This is a genomic window from Ignavibacteriota bacterium (assembly GCA_016708125.1).
Taxonomy (GTDB): Bacteria; Bacteroidota; Ignavibacteria; order Ignavibacteriales; family Melioribacteraceae.
The window spans coordinates 4216456-4235360 of the sequence record JADJGF010000001.1 but is presented as its reverse complement, the minus strand read 5'-3'; the positions used below and the strand labels follow the sequence as shown (position 1 = coordinate 4235360).

Genomic DNA, 18905 nt, shown 5'->3' with positions numbered 1-18905 from the left:
GATATTTAAAAAATTATTTTTCGTTTGGATTAAACTTAAATCCTTTTATCGGTTCTCGCAAAGTTAAAACCGGACATGGAGCTTTTCGAACAACTTTTTCGGCTGTACTTCCAAATAGCAAATGTTCCATTCCGGTATGACCATGAGTTGCAATGATTATTAAATCAATATCCAATTCTCTTGCAGTTTCGTTAATTTCAACAAATGGTTTTCCGGTTCTAATAATTGTCTCAACTTGAACTTCAACTCCAATTTCTTCTTTGGCTAAAATTTCTAATTCTTCTTTCGCTCTTACATTTAACTCGGTATCGGTAACGGGAAAAGTGACTTGTCCCATACTAAAATCCGATGGATAAATTACGGGCTCAACAACATAAACGAGATAAATTTTAGAATTAAATTTTTTGGAAAAGTTAACCGCATACCGAAGTGCATTTTTTGAATAATTGGAGAAATCAACTGGAACTAATATTTTTGTTATAGATTCCATATCATAACCTCCTATATTAAATCATGGTAATATGAAGATAAGTATATTTAATGAAATAAGGAATTTTCTAATAATTTCAACTTAATCAAAAATACCAGATTCTGCAACTCTCCAAATTTTTTGACAAGGAAATCTGTTTTCATAAAGTGCACGACCAATAATTACCGAATCAATACCGCAATCAGCATTTTGCTGAACTCTCATTAAATCTTCGTAGCCGCTAATTCCTCCGGATAAAGTAACTTTTGTATTTGTTGCGTCGGCAATTTTTTTGCACAATTCAATATTTGGTCCATCTAACATTCCGTTTCTTGAAACATCTGTAACAACAAAACGGTTAACTCCTATTTCTGATAATTTTTTAGAAAAGTCAACTGCCGAAATTCCGGTTTTTTCTTTTCTTGCATGAATTACAAGTTCATCATTTATAACATCAATTGCGGCAGAAATTTTTAACGGACCAAACCTATCAAAAATTCTTTTAAATTCTTTTGGATTAGAAAATGCCATTGAACCAATAACCAAACGGAAAACTCCTAAATTTAGAATTTCTTCAGCATCTTCAACATTTGTAATACCGCCGCCGAATTCAATTGGAATAATTACCGAGTTACAAATTTCTCCAATTAAATCTAAATTTTTGCGCGAGTGTTCCCTTGATAAATCAAAATCTACAACGTGAATAACTTTAGCATTTTCTGATCTCCAAATCATTGCCATTTCAACTGGATCGTTTCCATATTCTTTACAATCGAGTTCGGGAATTCCTTGAACAACTCTAACAGTTGTTCTATCCTTAATATCAATAGATGGAATTACTAAAATTTTTCTCATTTAAATTTTCCAAAGTCCGTTATTTTTTATTGTTTTTCTACTGATTACTAATTTTTGAATTTCACTTGTGCCTTCAAAAATTCTTAGAATTCTTGAATCTCTGTAAAATCTTTCGATTGATAATTCTCTTGAAAAACCCATTCCGCCGTGAATTTGTAAAGCCATATCTGCAACTTCCGAAACAGCTTCCGAGCAGAATAATTTTACCATTGCGGCTTCCTGCATAACTTCATCTTTATTATCATATTTTTCTGCCGCACGATACAAAATACTTTCCATTGCATAAATTTTAGTTGTCATGTCAGAAATCATAAATTGAATTCCTTCAAATTTTGAAAGCGGCTGACCAAACTGTTTTCGCTGATTTGCATATTCTACAGAAAGCCTCAACATTTCTTTTGCAGCACCAACACTCGCAGCACCAATTCCAATTCTTCCGGCATCAAGAGTTTTCATAGCAATTGCAAAACCTCTTCCATCAGCACCAATTAAATTTTCTTGCGTAACTTCAACATTTTCAAAAGTTACTGTGTTTGTTACGCTTCCTTTTATCCCTAATTTTTTTTCATTTGCACCAATTATAATTCCCGGAAAATCTTTTTCAACTACAAATCCGGTAATTCCTTTTTCTGTTCTTGCAAAAACCGAAAAGACATCTGCAATTGCAGCATTTGTAATCCACAATTTTTGACCATTTAATATCCATTTTGTTCCATCGAATTTTGCGGTTGTCTGTAAATTAAATGCATCGGAACCGGCTTCCGGTTCTGTTAAAGCAAAAGCTGCAATTTTTTTGCCGGAAGTTAAGTCATGCATATATTTATGTTTTAAATCCTCCGAACCGCCAATATAAATTGCATTTGTTCCAATTGATTGATGAGCACCAATAAATGTTGCAGTTGATCCGCAAGCTTTTGTAACTTCTTCCTGAGCAATACAAAAACCATATTCACCGAAACCGCCGCCGCCGTATTTTTCCGGAAATGCTGTTCCGAGTAATCCAACTTCTGCAATTTTATTTATTAATTCTCTTGGTATTTCTTCGTTCTGATCAATAGTTGAAGCCAAAGGTCTGATTTCGGTATCTGTAAAATCTTTTACCATTTCGCGCAGCATTTTAAAATCTTCTTTATTTATCATCATTCTCCATAAAAGGTTTTAGAAAATTAAAATCAACATTTTAATTATAATATAATTTAGGTAAATCTCTAAAAAATTCGTTTGTCATGATAAAAATTTCGTGTTTTTATTTTAGCGAGATTTTATGTGAGAAATTTTTCATCTAAACAACGGCTATGTTTATCCGATTATATGAGGAAAATTTTTTAACTATTTGGGGGATCTATGCAAGCAGTAATTGATAATGATTTTGCAACATTAAAATTTTATCCTGAAAAAAGAATCATTCATCATGAATTTAAAAAATTTATGTTCGGTGAAAATTTTAGAAATTTTATGTTAAAAGCTGCGGATATTTTTGTACAAAACAGATGTTCAAAATGGCTTTCCGATGATCGTGGAAATTCTGCATTAAAAAGCGAAGATTTGGAATGGGCGCAAGTAAACTGGGAACCAAAAATATTTAAAGCCGGATGGAAATTTTGGGCAATAATTTTACCGGAAAAAGTTGTTGGGCAAATTAACATGAAAAAAATCATTGAGCGATATCAGCAAAAAGGAGTTAAAGTAAATATTTTTAGTGATCCTCAATTGGCAATGGCTTGGTTGGAAAAACAATAAATTTATAAAAATTATAATAAGGTTGTCCCAAATTCTGAGACAACCTTTAATTTTTTAAGCAAAAAAGATATAATAAATTACAATTATTAAAACAATTGGACCAAGAAGTTTTAACAATTCAATTATCATTTCATTTTTCGTAATTTTTTCATCATGATTATTTTTATCAGCCATTTCACACCTCAATTATTAAAATAATTTTTGTAAATAAATTTGAAAATCAATAAGAGAAATTGATTTTTTAAAAAATTAATTTGATGTGAAATAAGCGGGTGGTGCGCGTGAAATTAACTTAAAAACAATACAAGTTAATTTCCTAAAATTAGAAGAATGAACAACATATTTGAAAAATTTTAAGTGAGAACTAAATTCTAAATCGTTCGCAAAAATATGAACGTATTTCAAATTTTCTACATTAGTTTCGCTTCCAGAATTATTAGAAGTATTTTTAAGTTTTCCGGGAAGTACTGCAAATTCAGATAATGGAGTTGAATATATATAATCACTGGAACTTGTCTGAAGAAATGGTGATTCGCCGTAATTAAAAATTGGATAGCAAAAATAGAAAATTAGAATGCAGTAATTTAAAACTGCAAAAATAAAATTCTTTTTTACAAAATCATTTAAAACGGTTATCACTTTTTAGTTTGCCAAAATTATTGAAGCAAACATAATCAGAAACATTTAGCAAAGAAAGAAATAAATCATATTTTTATATGAAGAATATTTGTCTTTGCAATTAAGTGTAAGTGTTAAAACTTTTTTATTACCTATTCTAATTATGAATTCATTTTATTTTGAAGAAAGAAAAAATAAGTTTTTTGAACTTCATCGAAATGATAAATCTGTAAGAAATTTAATTCTTTCGCTAACAGAATTTTATGATGAATTATCGCTGCAATCTGATGATAATTTAAAAGAAGCTTACTTTTTAGAACTCCTTCCACATTTTCAGCAAGTAATTAATTTATATTCAGCATTTGGAATTGAACCAATTAAAACTGAAAAGTTAATTAATACGATTAAGAAATTTTATGAATTTTTAACGGAATACGAATCATCAGAAATTGTAAAAAACAATATTGCAAGAATTGAAAATGAACTTAAAATTCTTAATTCGGTTTTTGAAGGAAATGTTAAAAATGGAAATTTAAGTTTTCCGGTATTGGAAAAATCCGAAAATTCAAATCAAATTTACGGCACAGTTGAACATTTAAGAATTTCCGTAAATCATAATAAAAATAAGGATAAAGTCGAGTTTTTAATTTCTCCAAGTCTCCCGAATTTAGATGAAAAACTTGAGGAGCAAATTGAAATTTCTTGGAACTACGCAGTAAATTTTCTCAGAAATAAATACAAAAAATTTACACCAAATCTTGAAGTAACAATTCAGTTTGTAGAAAAGCTAGGAATTTATGAAGGCAACTCGCTTGGCGCAGTTTTAACAATTGTGTTTATTCAAGAGCTATTTAAATTCTATGGATTGCGTGAAGAAATTACTTTTCAAAATAATATTCTTATAACCGGCTCGATGAATGAAAATGGAAATATAAATGAAGTCGGCAAAAGTATAATTGAAGCAAAATCAAAAATTGCTTTTTACTCAACAGCACAAAAATTTTTAGTTCCGTTTAACGATTTTAATTTTGTGAAAAAATAATAAATGAACTAAACAAAATTTATTTAAGCCGTAAGCTTGAAATTTTCCCAATAAATAATGTAAATGATATAATTAACAGAAGAGATTTTGTAAAGATTGAAAAACAAAATTTGATAAAATGGATAAGTAAAAAACTTATTAAGCACAAATTAATATTAATTGTTTTGATTTTATTATTGTTTGCAAGATCAAGTTATAACTATTTTAATATTGATGATAACCCTTATAAAATTGAAACTGACAGAACAAGTTACATTATTAAAAATAGTAAGAATGAAATTTTATGGATTAAAAAATCTGCTGATTTAACGTATTACTTAAATGGTAGATATAAAAATTCACCAGTCTCTATAGCAAATTTTGGAAATATTTATGATATTGATGACGATGGTAAAAATGAAGTTTTACTAACTTACGCAGCAGATTATGCACCGCTGATTTTGTTTAACCATAAAGGCGAAGAACTTTGGAGATATTTTCATTATGATAGTTTAGAATCTAAAAATGAGAAATTTACCGGACGTTTTGGAATAAATGGAATAATTGATACTATTCATAATAAAAATATTAAGGAAGTTTTGATTTACTTCCAGCATAATAATTATTATCCAAACGGAATTTTAAAACTTAATCTGCAAACCGGAAAACCAGTTAGTAAAATTCTTTGGCATCCCGGAGGAATTGTTGGCGCTGTTTTAGATGATTTTAATAAAGATGGAATTAAAGAAATTATTGCTGGTGGAATTTCTAACGGAATGCACAGAGCATTTTTATTTTCTATTGATCATAATAAAATGAATGGAACATTTCCAACAGACGAAAATTATAAATTCCTAAATATGGAATTGGCAGATTTTAATAATTATATTTTATTTCCAATTACGGATATGGGAAATTTATATTTTAATAAATACAACGCGGCTTCACATGAACCTTTAATTGAAGGAGATAAATTAAGAATTTCGGTTAATGAAGGAGATGCAAATATCTATTTGAATAAATTCTGGTACGGTGTTGAATTAAACAGAGATTATTTTCCAACACATATTGTTATTGGAGATAATGCAAGTGTCGATAGAGATAAATTGGTTAAAAGGGGAGTTCTAAATTATCCGTTATCTGATACGCATGAGTTCAGAGAAATTATAATGAATAAAATTGAATACTGGAATGGTAAAAAATTCGTTGGCTTTTTTGAATTGCATAAATAAAATTCTATCAGAAATATTTAAAGTTAATTTCTGAATATTTGATTTTTAATTTTGGAAAAATAATGAATCAAAAATTTTACATAAAAATATTTCATTTTATTTTTTTAATTGTATTTCTGATTTCATGTAAATCTTCTGATGAAAAATTGAAAATTGTTGATTCAATTCTCAACGACAAATCAAGTTTTTATTACACAAATTTGGATGTTTATAAAAAGAAAAATGCAAATCTTCCAATAGGAATATTTGATTCCGGAACCGGTGGATTAACGGTATTTGATGCAATCGTAAATTTTGATAAGTATAATAATAAAAATCATTCATACACTAATTTAGGTGATTCTATAAGAGATTTTAATAGAGAAAGTTTTATTTATCTTGCCGATCAAGCAAACATGCCATATGGAAATTATGAATCGCAAAATAAAACTTTGCTTTTAAAAGAACACATTTTAAAGGATGTACAATTTTTACTAAACAATAAATATTATGAAAGATCCCAAGATATTTCTTTTAAGCAAAATAAATCAGCAATAAAAGCAATTGTAATTGCTTGCAATACAGCAACCGCATATGGAAAAGTGGATATCGAAGAATTTATTAAAAAAGCAAATTTGGATATAAAAGTAATCGGAGTTATTGGCGCCGGAGTAAGAGCTGCTTTGGAAAATATTTCAGATGATGAAAATTATAGTTTGGCAGTTATGGCAACAGCGGGAACAGTTGCTTCAAACGGATATGTAAATGAAATAAAAAATCAGCTTAATGAAAAAAGTCATAAAAATAAAATATCAATTTTTCAGCAAGCTGGAGTTGGATTAGCAGATGCCATAGATGAAATTATTGAATCAATTGATAAATCTGCAGTAAAACCAAGAACAAATTATATAGGTCCATCTGATAAAAATGAGAAACTTAAAATTGATATAAAGAAATTATCAAGATATAATTTTGATTGGACCGGAAATAAAATGTTATTTAACGGTACAAAAGAAAATCCTACAGACATTCAAATAAATTCTGTTGAAAATTATATTTCATATCATATTACAACTTTGCTTGAGAAAATTCTTAATCAGAAAAATTCTCCAAAATTAAAAAGTATAATTCTTGGCTGTACACATTATCCATTTTATACGGATATCTTTAAAGAAAAAATTGAAAGTTTGAGAATGTATAAAGAGAATTCAAATTTTATTTATAAAGATATTTTAGCGGATGAAATAGATTTTATTGATCCATCTATTTTTACTGCAAAGGAATTGTATGAATATTTATCGCAAGAAAATCTTTTTAACAATGATAAAATAGAGAACAGTGAATTCTTCATTAGTGTGCCGAATTTTACGAATAAAAATATTCAAATAGATAATTTCGGAAATTTCACCTATGATTATAAATACGGAAGAAATGAAAATGAAATTCAAGAATACGTTAAAGTAGTTCCGTTTAATAAAACAAATATTTCTGAATCAATCAGCGAAAGACTTTACGAGAAAATTCCATACACATATTCACTTATTAAGGAGTTTAATACTAAAAATCTAAAAACATCTTTTCTACTGAATGAAGAAAAATTGCAATAATTATTTAATAAAGTCATTTTACAAAATTTAAAATATTCACAATTCTTTGCACATTTTCAAAAATTATCAAACATCAATTCCTCTCTAAAATTAAAAATTTTTTTTCCGATTATAAATTATTATTTCAAAAGGGGTTACCAAATGGGGGAGATTTGGATTTATTCTCTAATTATCTCCATTCCCATATTAGTTTATTTGGTTTACAAAGGTAGTAAAACTAATGTGAATCAAGTAAAATATGGAGATTATGAAGGAAGAATTAAACACTTTACGGTGAAGATTGCTCTTAATCCAAACGATTCGTGTGCATATTACGAAAGAGGAATGTCATATTTAAAATCCCAAAATAAAAAAGCCGCGCTTCAAGATTTAAAAATGGCTGCCAGCTTGGGTGATACACGTGCTTACGATATTATTGATCAAAATAATCTTGAAGGAATTTTTCTTCAACATTATACAAGAGATGCCAGACTAAATAATGAAATCAATTATAATAAACAGGATGATTACAAAGGTTCAATAGAAGATTTTGATAAAGTTTTGAAATCAAATCCGCAAAATTCTACAGCTTATTTTATGCGTGCTGAAATAAAGGAAATCTATAAAGATCATGCTGGAGCTTTGGATGATCTGAATAATGCATTAAAAATTAATAATAAATACGCAATTGCATATTATAAACGCGGGGAAGTTAAAATAAAACTAAATGATATTGACGGCGCAAAATTGGATTTGAAAACTTCGGTGGCACTTGGTTATAATAAGGCTTCAAAACTGCTGACAAAAATTGAATAATATTTTTTTTGAAATACTTTCATTCACATAATTTTATTTAAACTTATTAATATTTTAAAATTTTATCAAATATAAAATTATCTTCTTCAACTTTTACTTTAATATCTTTTAATATTTTTGAAATTAAAAAATCAATAGTTTTTGCCGAAAAGCCCAATCTTATGGCAATTTCTTCGCAGAAGGATTTTTCTTCATTTGTTATTTTGCAATCAATCATCATCATAAAAACCAAATCAATTAAGTGCTGCATTTTTTCTTCTTTGGCAGAAGGCATTTCAAAGTTAAATTCAATTTCAGAATGAAATATATTTTCAATAAAATTTGAATTCATACCAAAACGGTTTGCAATTTCGATTAGAAATTTTTTTTCACTTTCTACAAATTTTCCATCTGACAAAGCGCAATTCAATAAATTAATTAACTGGGATATTTGCGAACTGTAATTTTGAACATCCATTTTACTTATTTCCCCCATAAAGATATAAATAATATAGTTTGTCTTATTATCGAAAATTTGTCTAAAAACTTTACTGTAAGTAAATAAATATTATTTAAAAGTTGAAAATAGAATTAAAGTTTGAGCAAGAAAATATGTTGATAAAATAACGAATTGAGCTGAGTAAAAATTCTTCACAAATTTGTTGTAAGCTAAAAATGAATCGGAAAGTACAAATAGAATAATTCCAATTGCAAATATTATTGAAGTTTGATTGTGTAAATAAATCGCAAGCTCTAAAGATTGCCAAAGAAGAAATAAAATTATAAATGAGTAAATAATTACAAAAATTTTACTGGAATTTATTTTTCTAATTATCGCAAAATAAAAAGTTGAAAATATTAAAAATGTAATTGCAAATAAAATAATTGCAAAATGAAATTGAGAAGTTGAAAAAACAAAAATTATATAAAAAATATGTGCAATTAGAAAGGATAATAATCCTTTAACAAATTGAGTTTTTTTCAATAAAAAAATATCTCCAATTAAAGAAAAAATAAATCCCAAAAGAATAAAAATTTTGTTTGATGAAAAACAATTTTCAGAGAATAGGCAGAAACCAATAATAATAAGCATGGGAATTGGTTTTGTGAAGTGTGTAATATTCTTAAATTTATAATCGGCAACAATATGAATTGCTGCCGATATAAGAATTAAAATTATCGGAATAAAATCTATTTTCAATTTTTTGCAGAATTTATATTTTGGTTTTTTGCATCAATTTTATTTGTTACCAATCTATAAATAAATAATGCAATTGCGGCTACGGATGCAATTCCCACAAAATAATACCAAATAATGTGAGCATCTGCATAAATTGCTGCTCTTTGAATTTCCGAAATTCCAGCCGGTAATGTGGAAGGATCCGGACAATATGCATCCAATAAAAATCCGGAAATAAAAAATCCAATTAAATAAGAAAAAAAAGAATGCAAATGACTAAATCCCATATAAGTTCCTTCTTCACCTTTTGGAGCTTGAAGCGCAAAATATTCTAAAAATCTTGGTGAAATGAAACATTCAGCCAAACCTTGAATTCCAATTCCGATAATCATCATAACAGTTAGCGGATGCATTGTGAAAAGTCCGAAAATATCAACTGAATTTCCCGTAAATGTTTCTAAAGTTTGACTTGAAGCCATTGCTAACGCAGATAAAGGCATAATCATCATTCCGATTAACATTACGGAAACAGCTTTAACTTTTTTGAAAAGTTGAGTTATTATTACAACAAAAAGTACAACAATAAGCGGATTAACATTTGCAAGCCATTCGGGTTTAGCTTCTTCGCCTAAAAGTCTTATAACGTATTTTGGCATTGTTGCATAAAGTTGATGTTGAATTAACCAAAAACCCGAAACAATTAATGTTAAAATGATAAGTCTTGGTGTTGCAAAAATTGTTTTAAGAGATTTAAAAACATCACCAAATGATCTGCTTTTTTCAACTCTGTTTTCATCAATTTTAAAAATGAAAATTGCAAAAAGTAAAGCAAGTAAAGACATTCCGGCAGAAAAGAAATTTACATATTCCAAACCAATTCCTTGACGTATTGAAGGCACAACAGTTTTTCCGCCAAACGCACCAATATTAACGACCCAATAAAAAAGGGAAAATCCTCTTGCTTTATTAGCTTCATTTGTGGTTTTGGCAACTGTTCCGGTAATCAATGGTTTTATAAATGATCCGCCGACAACTACAACTAAAAGAAAAAATATTACAATAATTTTTGAGTGAAAAACACCTAAGAAAAAATATCCAACCGTTAAAAATGTAAATGCTAAAATTAGTCCATTTTTAAAACCGATTTTATCACTAATTGCTCCGGCAAAAGGAGGAAAGAAATATATCAAAGCCCCAAAAATTCCGGCAATAATTCCGGTTTCTATATCATTAAATCCTACAACATTTGTTAAATACAAAGTTATAATTATAAAGAAGCCATAATATGCGGCTCTTTCAAGCAATTCCATAAAATTTGCAAGCCAAAACTCTTTAGGGAAATTCCAAGTTTCTAATTCCTTTTTTACTGCCACAAAACCCCCACATCTTTTAGAAATGAATATTTATTTAAGAAAGCGAATAATATCTTAAAAATTTCGACTAAATATAAAAATAAAATTACTATAAAAATTTTTATACTTGACAAAAAAATAATTTACGGCTATAATTACCGTCAATATTATGAGTTACTTACAAAGAAATATTACAAGTTACAATTCAATTACTGCAAGTAATGCAGTGAACAACGATATTTTAATAAACCTACCAATTAGCATCGTGATTATTCTTGGAATTAACCTTATTCTCAGCCTCATTATTATTGGCTAGAATAAAAGGTCATTCCCATAATCGTAAAAATCAATAATAAAATTTGGAATGACCTGAAAAGAGGTGTTAAATTGGTATAAATTTTTGAGGTCTATTTGAGATCTGATATAATAAAAAAAGGTTATGATAAAGCTCCGCACAGAAGTTTGTTAAAAGCAACCGGCGTTATTAAGTCTGATGCTGATTTTGACAAACCCTTTATTGGAGTTTGTAATTCATACATTGATTTAATTCCCGGTCACGTTCATCTTCAAGAATTTGGTAAAATTGTAAAAGATGCAATAAGAGAATATGGCGGAATTCCTTTCGAATTTAATACAATTGGTGTTGATGATGGAATTGCAATGGGGCATATCGGAATGCGGTATTCTCTTGCAAGCCGCGAATTAATTGCAGATTCCGTTGAAACAGTTGTTGAAGCTCACCAATTGGATGGTTTAATATGTATTCCTAATTGTGATAAAATTATACCGGGAATGTTGATGGGAGCTGTTCGAGTAAATATTCCTACAATATTTATTTCCGGCGGACCAATGAAAGCCGGAAAATTATCGAACGGAAAAACAAGTGATTTGGTTACTGTATTTGAAGGAGTTGGGAAATTTCAATCCGGTGAAATTAACGAAAGTGAATTAAAAGAATTGGAAGATTTAAGTTGTCCAACTTGCGGTTCTTGTTCGGGAATGTTCACTGCAAATTCAATGAATTGTTTAATGGAAGCTTTGGGAATGGCACTTCCGGGAAATGGAACTATTTTAGCAGTTGATCCAGCTCGACATGAATTAGCGAAAGCATCTGCAAAACAACTTTTAACACTTATTGAAAAAGATATAAAACCTTCGGATATAATTACTAAAAATTCTATTCGAAATGCAATTACGTTAGATGTTGCAATGGGCGGAAGCACAAATACAATTCTTCACACTTTGGCAATTGCCAATGAAGCCGGAATAGAAATTGATTTGAATGATATAAATAATATTTCCGAAAAAACTCCAAATATTTGTAAAGTCAGTCCGGCTCGTCCGGATGTTCATATTGAAGACGTGCATTATGCCGGCGGCATTTCAGCAATTCTCAATGAACTTTCTATGAATGAAAATTTATTAACAAATGATGTTATTACAGTTACCGGAAATTCACTTTTAGAAAATGTAAAGAATTCTAAAATTTTAAATAGTGATGTAATAAGAACATTAGAAAATCCATATTCACAAACCGGTGGATTAGTAGTCTTATTCGGAAACTTAGCAGAAAATGGAGCAATCGTAAAAGCTGCCGCTGTTGAAAAGGAAATGTTAGTTCACAAAGGTCCCGCAGTAATTTTTGAAAGTCAAGATGAAGCTTTGGAAGGAATTAAAAATAAAAAAGTTAAAGCCGGTGATGTAGTTATTATTCGATACGAAGGACCAAAAGGCGGACCCGGAATGCCGGAAATGTTAGCTCCTACAAGTGCAATAATGGGAATGGGATTAGGCAGCAAAGTTGCATTAATTACTGATGGAAGATTTTCCGGAGGAACTCGCGGCGCTTGCATCGGACATGTTTCTCCCGAAGCTGCAGAAGGCGGAACAATTGCAATTGTTGAAAATGGGGATATAATTTCAATTGATATTCCCAATAAAAAATTAGAAGTTCTTTTAAGTGAAGAAGAAATAAAAATTAGAAAAAGTAAATTGGAAAAGTTTGAACCTAAAATTAAAAAGGGTTATTTAGCAAGATATGCTAAAATGGTTACATCGGCTAATACTGGAGCAATATTAAAAATTTAAACTTTATGATGGAAGGAAAATAATATGAGTCCTACAAAAAAAATGTCTGGTGCGGATATATTTTTTGAAGCGTTAAAAAAAGAAAATGTAGATGTAATTTTTGGATATCCCGGAGGAGCTACTTTAAAAATTTATGAAAAATTGTATGACATTGATTTCCTTCAACATGTTTTAGTAAGACATGAACAAGGTGCAACTCATATGGCAAAAGGCTATGCAATGGTTACCGGAAAACCCGGAGTTGTATTAGTAACTTCTGGTCCCGGAGCAACTAATACAGTTACCGGAATTGCCGATGCTTATATGGATTCTGTTCCGCTTGTTGTTTTTACCGGACAAGTTGCAACTCACTTAATTGGTAATGATGCATTTCAAGAAGCTGATATTGTTGGAATAACTCGACCAATTACCAAACATAATTTTTTAGTTCGTTCAATTGAAGAACTTGCACCAACAATTCAAAAAGCATTTTATATTGCTTCAACAGGAAGACCCGGACCAGTTCTGGTTGATTTACCAAAAAATATTATTGCAATGGAAACAGAATTTGTTTATCCATCTAAAATTGATATTAGAGGTTATAAACCACAGTATAAAGGACATATTAATCAAATCAAAAAAGCTGCACAAATAATTCAAAATGCTAAAAAGCCTTTATTGTATGTTGGCGGTGGAGTTATTATGTCGGATGGAAATAAAGAACTTCACGTTTTGGCAAAGGAAACCGGAATTCCGGTAACAATGACTTTGCAAGGATTAGGAGCTTTTCCGGGCGATGATCCACAATCTTTAGGAATGCTTGGAATGCACGGAACTTTTTGGGCAAATATGGCAATAAATGAATGCGATTGTTTAATAGCTTTAGGTGCTAGATTTGACGATCGCGTTACCGGAAACATTGAAACATTTTCCCCAAAATCATATAAAATCCATGTTGATATTGATCCAACTGCAATTGATAAAAATGTATTAGTTGATCTTCCAATAGTTGGAGATGTTAAACATGTTATTGCAGAAATTGCAAGTGAATTAACCGGTAAAGCAGATTTAACTGAATGGTGGAATCAAATAAATCAATGGCGAACTGACTGCCCGCTTTGTTATGAAAAAAATGATATAAAATTACGCACTGAATATGTTATTGAAAGAATATCAGAAAAAACAAAAGGTGACGCAATAATTGTTACCGATGTTGGTCAACATCAAATGTGGGTTGCACAATATTATAAATTTGTTAATCCAAGATCTCACGTAACCAGCGGCGGGTTAGGAACAATGGGTTTTTCTGTCCCCGCATCTATTGGGGCAGCCTTTGCTAATAAAAATAAAACAGTAATTTCATTCAGTGGAGACGGTGGTTTCCAGATGAATATTCAAGAATTAATTACAGCTGTAGCTTATAGACTCCCAATTAAATTTTTCATTATGAATAATAGCTTTTTGGGAATGGTAAGACAGTGGCAAGAATTATATCATGCAGAAAAATATAGTTTTACAGATTTGAGTAAAAGTAATCCGGATTTTACAAAAGTTGCCGAAGCATTTGGTGTTAAATCATTTTCAACAGATAAAATTGATGAAGTTGACGACTTATTAGAAAAAGTTTTAAATTATAACGATGGTCCAACTCTTATCGAATTTAAAGTAGTTAAAGAGGATATGGTTTTCCCAATGGTTCCTTCGGGCGGTTCCGTAAGTGATATGATTGTAAAGAGACTTAATCCAAAAAAAATGGTGTAATAAATGAAAAGAACAATTTCTGTTTTAGTCGAAAATACCTTTGGAGCTTTTGATAGAGTAGCAACTATGTTTAGTGGAAAAGGTTTTAATATCCATTCAATTTCTATTGGTCAAACTGAGACTGAAGAAATTTCCAGAATGACAATAGTTACAGAAGGAAATGATCAAATTCTTGATCAAGTTGTAAAGCAATTAAATCGGTTGATTGATACAATCAAAGTTGTTGATTTAAGCACCGAACCCAAAACAATTCGGGAACTCGCGCTTGTTAAAGTAAATCTTGAAAATAATTCACTTCAAGAAATTAAAAATCTTGCTGATATTTTTAGAGGAAAAGTTGTTGATATAAATAACAAATCAATCACACTTGAAATAACCGGACCTCCCGAAAAAATTGAAGCAGCAGTAAATGTTTTTCTTCCTTTTGGAATTAAAGAAATGGCAAGATCCGGAACAGTTGCTCTAAAAAGAGGAGAACAAATTCAACCAAGTACGAAAAAAAATAAAATTAATAAATTGGAGAAATAATGAAAGTATATTATGATCAAGACGCTTCACTTGATAATTTAAAAGATAAAAAAATTGCCGTACTTGGATATGGAAGTCAAGGACATGCACATGCACTAAATCTTAAAGACAGTGGAATGAATGTTTGTGTTGGATTAAAAGAATCAAGCAAGAATTGGAAAGTTGCGGAAGAAGCCGGATTGAAAGTTTATACGGTTTCAGAAGCTGTAAAAAATTCAAACGTAATTATGATTCTTTTACCGGATCAAACTCAGAAATCAGTTTACGATTCTGAAATTTCTCCAAATCTTAAAGATGGGGATACAATAGCATTTGGTCACGGATTTAATATTCATTATAAACAAATAATTCCTCCTTCAAATGTAAATGTAATGATGATTGCACCAAAAAGTCCGGGACATTTAGTTCGCAGAACTTTTGAACAAGGAAATGGAGTTCCGTGTTTAATTGCAGTTCATCAAGATTATACCGGAAACACACTTGATTTAGCATTGGCTTGGGCAAAAGGAATTGGCGGAACTAAAGCCGGAGTTATCGAAACAAATTTTAAAAATGAAACTGAAACAGATTTATTTGGTGAACAAGCTGTGTTGTGCGGCGGTTCTGCAGAATTAATTAAAGCTGGATTTGAAGTTTTAGTCGAAGCCGGATATCCACCGGAATTAGCTTATTTTGAATGCATGCACGAAATGAAATTAATTGTTGATCTATATTATGAAGGCGGACTTTCAAGAATGAATTTTTCCGTTAGTGATACTGCGGAATACGGCGGAATGACAAGAGGTCCAAGATTAATTACTCAAGAAACAAAAAATGAAATGAAGAAAATTTTGACAGAAGTTCAAGACGGAAGTTTTGCAAATGAGTTTATTAGCGAAATTAAAAATGGATCAGAAAATTTTGGAAAACTCCGCACATCAAATCAAGAACATGAAATTGAAAAAGTTGGTGGCGAATTAAGAAATATGATGTCTTGGCTTTTAAAATCGAACAAAAAGTAATTGAGGATTTATGAATTATAAAATTGCACTTTTACCCGGCGACGGTATTGGAATTGAAGTTACAAATGCTGCGGTAAAAGTTATAAGTTTTATTGCAGAAAAATTCAACTTAAAAATTGAATTTAATGAATACGCAATTGGCGGAAATTGTTATGATAAATTTGGAACTCCCTTAACTGAAGAAACACTTAATGGTTGCTATAATTCCGATGCTGTATTTCTTGGAGCAGTTGGCGGTTTGCAATGGGAAAAACTTCCACATCACTTAAAACCGGAAGCGGCATTGCTTAAGCTAAGGGAAAAATTAGAATTATTTGCAAATATTAGACCGGCAAGAATTTATCCGTCAATGTTAGATAATTCTACGCTTAAAAAAGATGTTTTGGAAGGAACTGATTTTATCGTTTTAAGAGAATTAACTGGTGGAATTTATTTTGGTCAGCCGCGCGGTATGGATGAAAACAAAGGCTGGAACACAATGATTTATTCAACTCATGAAGTTGAACGAATTGCAAGAAAAGCTTTTGAGATTGCCGCAAAAAGAGAAAAAGTTGTAACAAGTGTTGATAAAGCAAATGTTCTTGAGGTTTCGCAATTTTGGAGAAATGTTGTTGAAAAAGTTCATAAAGATTATCCGGATATAAAATTAAATCACATGTATGTTGATAATGCGGCGATGCAGCTTGTACGAAATCCAAAACAATTTGATGTAATTCTTACTGGAAATATTTTTGGAGATATTTTAAGTGATATTTCCGGAATGATAACCGGAAGTTTAGGAATGTTACCATCAGCAAGTCTGGGAAATAAATATTCTTTGTATGAACCGGTCCATGGTAGTGCGCCGGATATTGCCGGACAAAATAAAGCAAATCCAATTGCAGCAATTTCATCCGCAGCAATGATGTTTGATTTATCATTTGGAATGACCAAAGCTGCGCAAATTATAGAGAAGGGAATAACTCTAACTTTAGATGAAGGTTTTAGAACTGCTGATATTGCAACTTCAGAAAGTAAAGTTGTTTCAACAACGGAAATGACATCTCTAATTATCAATAATATAGAAAAGGTTTTTACGGAAGAAGCGATAGGTGTGTTTTTACTTTAGAAAATTCTAATTTGAGGAAATTATGAAAGAGAAAATCATAATATTTGATACGACATTAAGAGACGGTGAACAGTCACCCGGGGCATCATTAAATATTTACGAAAAATTAGAAATTGCACATCAACTTGCAAAACTAAATGTTGATGTTATTGAAGCAGGTTTTCCGGTTTCTTCTCCGGCACAATTTGATGCAGTTCATGCAATTTCCTCGGAAGTGGAAAAAATTATTGCCGGACTTTCCAGAGCAAATGAAAAAGATATTGATGCAGCTTTTAAAGCTTTGCAGCCGGCTAAATATAAGCGCATTCATACTTTTACAAGTACTTCGGATTATCACATTCTTGGAAAATTTGGTCATGAAAAATATGGCATTTCTCTTGAGGAAAAACGTAAAACAATTCTTAAAATGACTTTTGATTCTGTTGCGTATGCAAAATCTTTATGCAGCGATGTTGAATATTCAGCAGAAGATGCTGGAAGAACAGATATCGGATATTTATCAGAAGTAATTGAAGCAGCAATTGAAGCCGGTGCAAATGTCGTAAATATTCCGGATACAACCGGTTATACTTTCCCAAGTGAATTTGGAAATAAAATCAAAGAATTAAAAAGAAGAGTAAAAAATATTGATAAAGCGATTATAAGCGTTCATTGCCATAATGATTTGGGTTTGGCAGTTGCAAATTCAATTGCTTCAATAGAGAATGGTGCAAGACAAGTTGAGTGCACAATAAATGGAATCGGTGAGCGCGCTGGAAATGCTTCGTTGGAAGAAATTGTTATGGCGTTAAAAGTCCGCGGAGATTTATTAAATTTTGATACAGATATAAACACAAGAGAAATTTATAATTCGAGTAAATTGGTTTCCGGATTTACCGGAATTTTGGTTCAGCGGAATAAAGCAATTGTTGGCGAAAATGCATTTGCACACGAGTCCGGAATTCATCAAGACGGTATGTTGAAAAGCAGAGAAACTTATGAAATTATGACTCCGGAAATTGTTGGATATCCCAAAACCAAAATTATTTTAGGAAGGCATTCTGGAAGACATGGATTAAAATCAAGATTAAATGAACTTGGCTATGAAGTAAGCGAAGAACAATTAATTCAGCTTTATGATGAATTCACAAAACTTGCCGATAAAAAGAAAGAAGTTTTTGACGAAGATTTGCGAATTTTAATGGGTGATACAATTTCTCACAAAGATGATTTATATTCTTTGGATCATCTGCAAATTTCTTCGGGTTCAAATTCAATTCCAAATGCTGTAATTCGAATTAAAGTTGATGGAAAAATTATTCAAGAATCTGCAATAGGAGATGGACCAATAGACGCAGTATTTAACGCAATTGAACGAGCGCTAAGTATTCACCCCGAAGTTGAATCATATAATGTTAGATCGGTTACATCCGGAAGACAAGCTTTGGGAGAAGTTTTGGTCAGAATTAGAAGTAACTCTAAATCTTTTACCGGAAGAGGAATTTCAACGGACGTTATTGAAGCAAGCGCATTAGCATATTTGAGCGCACTTAATAAAAAAAATACATCTATTCAATTGGATAAAAAATTTAATTCACAAAATGAATTGACAAAAGTTGTGTAAAGGATAAAAA

18 protein-coding genes are annotated in these 18905 nt (G+C 30.4%); 11 read left to right on the top strand and 7 right to left on the bottom strand.

Annotated elements, in window-relative coordinates; translation table 11 throughout:
- Positions 1-13 precede the first annotated feature (13 nt).
- The 3 genes from IPH62_18155 to IPH62_18145 form a co-directional block, all read right to left on the bottom strand.
- Positions 14-490, bottom strand: a complete 477-nt coding sequence (locus IPH62_18155) for a universal stress protein (protein MBK7107201.1) — start codon at positions 488-490, stop codon at positions 14-16.
- An 81-nt stretch (positions 491-571) separates the two neighbouring features.
- Positions 572-1324, bottom strand: a complete 753-nt coding sequence (locus IPH62_18150; protein MBK7107200.1) for a 1-(5-phosphoribosyl)-5-[(5-phosphoribosylamino)methylideneamino] imidazole-4-carboxamide isomerase — start codon at positions 1322-1324, stop codon at positions 572-574.
- Positions 1325-2467, bottom strand: a complete 1143-nt coding sequence (locus tag IPH62_18145; protein ID MBK7107199.1) for an acyl-CoA dehydrogenase family protein — start codon at positions 2465-2467, stop codon at positions 1325-1327.
- A gap of 201 nt (positions 2468-2668) precedes the next feature.
- On the opposite strand from IPH62_18145, the gene IPH62_18140 reads away from it, so the two are divergent.
- Entirely contained in the window at positions 2669-3064 is a 396-nt protein-coding gene (locus tag IPH62_18140; GenBank protein ID MBK7107198.1) for a hypothetical protein, read from the top strand.
- A 249-nt stretch (positions 3065-3313) separates the two neighbouring features.
- Here IPH62_18140 and IPH62_18135 read toward each other — a convergent pair whose 3' ends face one another.
- On the bottom strand, positions 3314-3703 hold the full coding sequence (locus IPH62_18135) for a hypothetical protein (GenBank protein MBK7107197.1): 390 nt from the start codon (positions 3701-3703) through the stop codon (positions 3314-3316).
- Between the two features lie 88 nt (positions 3704-3791).
- Here IPH62_18135 and IPH62_18130 point away from each other — a divergent pair, with 88 nt between their 5' ends.
- The 4 genes from IPH62_18130 to IPH62_18115 all read left to right on the top strand — a co-directional run bounded on the left by IPH62_18130 (position 3792) and on the right by IPH62_18115 (position 8316).
- Positions 3792-4724 carry a hypothetical protein gene (locus IPH62_18130; GenBank protein MBK7107196.1) on the top strand — a complete coding sequence of 311 codons (933 nt, stop codon included), beginning with the start codon at positions 3792-3794 and terminating at the stop codon, positions 4722-4724.
- Between the two features lie 110 nt (positions 4725-4834).
- Positions 4835-5935 carry a hypothetical protein gene (locus IPH62_18125; protein MBK7107195.1) on the top strand — a complete coding sequence of 367 codons (1101 nt, stop codon included), beginning with the start codon at positions 4835-4837 and terminating at the stop codon, positions 5933-5935.
- 62 nt (positions 5936-5997) lie between these two features.
- A complete protein-coding gene (locus IPH62_18120; protein MBK7107194.1) occupies positions 5998-7521 on the top strand; it encodes an aspartate/glutamate racemase family protein in 1524 nt (507 codons plus the stop codon).
- Positions 7522-7662: 141 nt separating this feature from the next.
- Positions 7663-8316, top strand: a complete 654-nt coding sequence (locus IPH62_18115) for a hypothetical protein (protein MBK7107193.1) — start codon at positions 7663-7665, stop codon at positions 8314-8316.
- Positions 8317-8362: 46 nt separating this feature from the next.
- Here the strand turns inward: IPH62_18115 and IPH62_18110 are convergent, their stop codons facing one another.
- The 3 genes from IPH62_18110 to IPH62_18100 form a co-directional block, all read right to left on the bottom strand.
- Entirely contained in the window at positions 8363-8773 is a 411-nt protein-coding gene (locus tag IPH62_18110; protein ID MBK7107192.1) for a hypothetical protein, read from the bottom strand.
- A 90-nt stretch (positions 8774-8863) separates the two neighbouring features.
- Positions 8864-9496: a lysoplasmalogenase gene (locus IPH62_18105; GenBank protein MBK7107191.1), complete on the bottom strand. Its 633-nt coding sequence runs from the start codon at positions 9494-9496 to the stop codon at positions 8864-8866.
- Positions 9493-10785 carry an MFS transporter gene (locus tag IPH62_18100; protein MBK7107190.1) on the bottom strand — a complete coding sequence of 431 codons (1293 nt, stop codon included), beginning with the start codon at positions 10783-10785 and terminating at the stop codon, positions 9493-9495. Before IPH62_18100 ends, IPH62_18105 begins: the two co-directional genes overlap by 4 nt.
- A gap of 453 nt (positions 10786-11238) precedes the next feature.
- Between IPH62_18100 and ilvD the strand changes: the two genes are divergently transcribed.
- The 6 genes from ilvD to IPH62_18070 are packed head-to-tail and all read left to right on the top strand — an operon-like array spanning position 11239 to position 18895.
- Complete coding sequence (gene ilvD, locus IPH62_18095; GenBank protein ID MBK7107189.1) at positions 11239-12915, top strand: dihydroxy-acid dehydratase; 1677 nt, start codon at positions 11239-11241, stop codon at positions 12913-12915.
- 24 nt (positions 12916-12939) lie between these two features.
- Positions 12940-14655 (top strand): biosynthetic-type acetolactate synthase large subunit, encoded by a 1716-nt coding sequence (gene ilvB / locus IPH62_18090; protein MBK7107188.1) that lies wholly within the window; start codon positions 12940-12942, stop codon positions 14653-14655.
- A gap of 3 nt (positions 14656-14658) precedes the next feature.
- The gene (gene ilvN, locus IPH62_18085) at positions 14659-15183 is read left to right on the top strand and encodes an acetolactate synthase small subunit (protein ID MBK7107187.1); all 525 of its coding nucleotides are present in this window, start codon (positions 14659-14661) and stop codon (positions 15181-15183) included.
- A complete protein-coding gene (gene ilvC, locus IPH62_18080) occupies positions 15183-16184 on the top strand; it encodes a ketol-acid reductoisomerase (GenBank protein ID MBK7107186.1) in 1002 nt (333 codons plus the stop codon). Before ilvN ends, ilvC begins: the two co-directional genes overlap by 1 nt.
- Positions 16185-16194: 10 nt before the next feature.
- The gene (leuB, locus tag IPH62_18075) at positions 16195-17292 is read left to right on the top strand and encodes a 3-isopropylmalate dehydrogenase (GenBank protein MBK7107185.1); all 1098 of its coding nucleotides are present in this window, start codon (positions 16195-16197) and stop codon (positions 17290-17292) included.
- A gap of 22 nt (positions 17293-17314) precedes the next feature.
- The gene (locus IPH62_18070) at positions 17315-18895 is read left to right on the top strand and encodes a 2-isopropylmalate synthase (protein ID MBK7107184.1); all 1581 of its coding nucleotides are present in this window, start codon (positions 17315-17317) and stop codon (positions 18893-18895) included.
- Positions 18896-18905: the final 10 nt, after the last annotated feature.